This is a genomic window from Pseudomonas sp. K5002 (assembly GCF_013386655.1).
Classification (GTDB): Bacteria; Pseudomonadota; Gammaproteobacteria; order Pseudomonadales; family Pseudomonadaceae; genus Aquipseudomonas.
This window is the reverse complement of the sequence record NZ_JACARK010000941.1, coordinates 1-3,376: the sequence shown is the minus strand read 5'-3', so window position 1 is coordinate 3,376 and position 3,376 is coordinate 1. Positions and strand designations below refer to the sequence as shown.

The 3,376-nt window shown below is 61.3% G+C and carries 4 protein-coding genes, 1 pseudogene and 1 riboswitch; of the genes and pseudogenes, 2 read left to right on the top strand and 3 right to left on the bottom strand.

What is annotated here, in order from left to right:
- Positions 1–145 (bottom strand): annotated as a pseudogene (locus HX846_RS31360) (ABC transporter permease); the annotation flags it as partial.
- Between the two features lie 12 nt (positions 146–157).
- Positions 158–1,225, bottom strand: coding sequence for a putative urea ABC transporter substrate-binding protein (locus tag HX846_RS31355; RefSeq protein WP_178966884.1), 1,068 nt, complete (start codon positions 1,223–1,225; stop codon positions 158–160).
- A 61-nt stretch (positions 1,226–1,286) separates the two neighbouring features.
- Positions 1,287–1,387, bottom strand: a riboswitch (guanidine-I (ykkC/yxkD leader).
- Positions 1,388–1,689: 302 nt separating this feature from the next.
- Here HX846_RS31355 and HX846_RS31350 point away from each other — a divergent pair.
- Complete coding sequence (locus tag HX846_RS31350; protein ID WP_003212026.1) at positions 1,690–2,046, top strand: hypothetical protein; 357 nt, start codon at positions 1,690–1,692, stop codon at positions 2,044–2,046.
- A gap of 160 nt (positions 2,047–2,206) precedes the next feature.
- Positions 2,207–2,656, top strand: coding sequence for a DUF3757 domain-containing protein (locus HX846_RS31345; protein ID WP_178966883.1), 450 nt, complete (start codon positions 2,207–2,209; stop codon positions 2,654–2,656).
- Here the strand turns inward: HX846_RS31345 and HX846_RS31340 are convergent.
- The coding region (locus tag HX846_RS31340; RefSeq protein WP_178966882.1) for an enoyl-CoA hydratase/isomerase family protein at positions 2,650–3,376 on the bottom strand (727 nt) is incomplete at its 5' end. The two genes, HX846_RS31345 and HX846_RS31340, sit on opposite strands and share 7 nt — an antisense overlap.

Sequence of the window (3,376 nt, the reverse complement as noted above, 5' to 3'; positions counted from 1 at the left end):
CGGCGCTGGGCAGCAGCTTGTCGTTGGGGTTGTCTGCCAGGCGCTCGGCCGAGCCCACGAAGTAGGCGAACAGCAGCAGGGCGAAGGGCAGCAGCACCAACAGCAGGCGACTGGAGCGTTCCGGGTGACGGTTGATCAGGCGCATGGCCGGGTCCTCTTACAGCGTGCCGTCGGCGGCCATCTGTACGTAGCTGGGGTCGAAATGCAGCTTGAGGTTGGCGGTGTCGCCGCGGGTCACGCCATTGGCGAAGCTCATGCCCACGGCGTTGGTGTCCTTGGCACTTTCACCCAGCAGGCCGTGTTTAAACGAGAACTCGGCGACTTTGCCCATGGTGGCGGGCAACTGCGCGCTGGTGGCGAAGGCCAGGGCTTCCTTGGGCGTGGCGAACAGCTTGGTGGTGTCCAGTTGCGACTGGAAGCCCTTGAGGTCGGTGCCGGAGGCCTTGGCCATGTGCTCCAGGGCGTCGGTGCTGGCGGCGTTTTTCGCGTTCATCAGCGCCACCACTTCAAACCAGGCGCCGGTCAACGCTTTGCCCAGCTTGGGGTTGTCCTTGAGGGTCTGGGTGTTGACCACCATCATGTCCATGATTTCGCCGGGCACTTTGCTGGAGTCGAACACTTCGGTGACACCGGGCTTGGCCTTGATCTCCGAGAGCATCGGGTTCCAGGTGGTGACGGCCTTGACCTGGTCGGTGTTGAAGGCGGCGGCGATGTCGGCGTCGGAGGTGTTGACCACTTTCAGGTCTTTTTCGCTGAGGTTGGCCGACTCCAGGGCGCGGGCCAGCAGATAGTGGGACACCGAGAGTTCCACCAGGTTGACGTTCATGCCCTTAAGGTCGGCGACGGTCTTGCCTTCACCTTTGATGACCACGCCATCGTTGCCATTGGAGAAGTCGCTGACCACCAGCGCGGTGCTGTCCACGCCGCCGGCGGCGGGAATGGTCAGGGCGTCCATGTTGGTCATGGTGCAGCCGTCGAACTGGCCGGCGGTGTACTGGTTGATGGATTCGACGTAGTCATTGAGCTGCACCATGTCGATCTTGATGCCGTACTTCTTGGCCCACTTGTCGAGGATGCCTTGGCTGCCGGCGTATTCCCACGGCATCCAGCCGGCATAGATCGTCCAGCACACGCTGAAATGGTCTTTGGGGGCGGCTTGGGCGGAAAAACTCACCACGGCGGCGAAGGCGGCGGCGAGCAGGGCGGGTAAACGTATCGAGGGCATGGATGCTTCTCCAGTTGATCAAGGGCGAGCAGGAGCAACGCGGCACCGTGAACGGTGGCTTGTCTCCCGGGCTTTTATCCCGCCGTGTAACCTCAACTGGAGGTCGCCGACTCTCGGACCAGCCACTCGCCTTAGCGAGCCGGAACCCTAGTCAGCCATTGCAAATTGTGGTGCCGCGAACCTGTGATGACTCCTGCACGGGAGAGGTAAAGCGAGAGTCGTGCCAAGTGGCACGGGCGCAGTAATGGCGTGGGTTGGCGCGAGGAGGAGGGAGAAACGTGCAGGGAATATGCATTGTGGTGGTGCGGGGTTGCACTGCAATGAGGCGACCGGCAGATGTATCAATCTATGTCTAAATCGCACCAGATTCCGTTTTTGATGTCAGATATTTCGTCAGGCAGTGAAAGCTGTTTGCCGCCCCCCAGCGTCGCTGGGTGTGCTCTTCCGCGGTCCAGGAGGCCGCCATGTATCGTCGACTGCTTCTCATCGCTTTGCTCGGCTTGACCCTTTCTGCGTGCGCGCCTTATTACGGTGGCGGCCAGGCCTACTACGGTTCCGAGGTCTACACGGCGCCCGCGCCGGCGTATTACTACGGCGGCGGCCCGTATTACCATTACCGCCAGGGTTACTACCCGCCACCGCAGCGTTATTACCCGTCGCCGCGTTATTACCAGCCGGCGCCGCGCTATTATCCTGCGGGGCCGCGCGCGGGTTATCGGCCTTACCCAAACCAGGGTTGGGGCAACAGTCACTGGGGTAATGGTGGCGGACATGGCCAGGGTGGTGGTCAGGGTGGAGGCCGTGGCGGCGGTCATCGCTGATAGGAATAATTGGAAAAACGGCGCTCAGGCGCCGTTTTTGTTTACCGTTGGTCGGTACTGTCATATTTGACAGCTATCCTGTGGGTTACGCCTGTAGTTAATTGGGAGCAGTCGCCTGTTTGGCGTATCGCTTCCAGCATCGACTGATGGAACCCATGACATGAACGTCAGCCCGCTCTACCTGTTATTTTTTGCTTTTCTTGGCGTCAGTACGTTGGCAGCAGCGCAATCCTGTCCTTACCCGAGTGCTGTACGGTACGTTGACGGTCACTTTCAGGGAACTGACAGCGACTCGCCATGGATAAGCCAGGCAATGAGCGGCGGGGAATTCGTGGAAACCTTTGTCGGCGCGCTTTTTACTCCAAGCGAGCAGGACGAGCGCAAGCATGGCTATCTGGAAAAGTGCATTTATAAAACCCTGAGGGGTAAGACAGTCACCCTGAGGTACGGCACGGCCCAAGCCGGGGGGGCGATGTCGCTGGTAGATACCACGCATTGGGTACCGGGCACCGATGCTTTCGGGCAACAGATTTTCCAGTGCGACGACCACCAACCCGATAATTGTGCCTTCACGTTCGAGGGCAAAAAAGCGCCGGCGGGCGCTCAATAGTCAGACAGGTCCGCCAGCGGATGCCGCCCTTCCCAGACCTTGTGGAAGTGCGCCTGCACCACGGCCTCGGGGATCAAGTTGATGTCCTGCCAGTGCCAGTGTGGCTGCTGGTCCTTGTCGATCAACCGCGCCCGCACACCTTCGCTGAATTCCGGGTGACGGCAGCAGTTCAGGCTCAAGGTGTATTCCATCTGGAACACCTGGGCCAGGGACAGGTGCCGCGCTCGCTGGATCTGTTCCCACACCAGGTGCGCGGTCAGCGGGCAGCCTTCGTTCAGGGTCTTGCCTGCGCGGCGGAGCAGCGGGTCGGTGTGATCGCGTAACTGGCTCAAGGCTCGCCACGCACAGCGCACATCCCCCACGTCCAGCCACTCGTCGATCTGCCCACGGCGCGGCAGCCATTGGGCTTCGGGCCACTGGCCGGTGGCTTCCTGGGCCAGGGCCTTGAGCAGGCTGTTGAGCTGCATGTCGGTCTGTTCCTGCCAGTTCAGTTGCAGCAGGCCTTCAAGCAGTTCGTCTTGTTGTTCATCCAGCAGGAAGCGGTCGGCCAGGCCCAGGTCCAGGGCGTCGCGGCCATTCATATGGGCGCCGGTCAGGCCGAGGAACAACCCCAACTTGCCGGGCAGGCGAGACAGGAACCAACTGGCGCCCACGTCCGGGTACAGGCCGATGCTGATTTCCGGCATGGCCAGGCGGCTGCTTGGCGTGACGATGCGCACG

Coding starts and splice junctions, on each gene's coding strand:
- HX846_RS31355 (WP_178966884.1), bottom strand. CDS start 1,225: ATGCCCTCGATACGTTTACCCGCCCTGCTCGCCGCCGCCTTCGCCGCC.
- HX846_RS31350 (WP_003212026.1), top strand. CDS start 1,690: ATGTATCGTCGACTGCTTCTCATCGCTTTGCTCGGCTTGACCCTTTCT.
- HX846_RS31345 (WP_178966883.1), top strand. CDS start 2,207: ATGAACGTCAGCCCGCTCTACCTGTTATTTTTTGCTTTTCTTGGCGTC.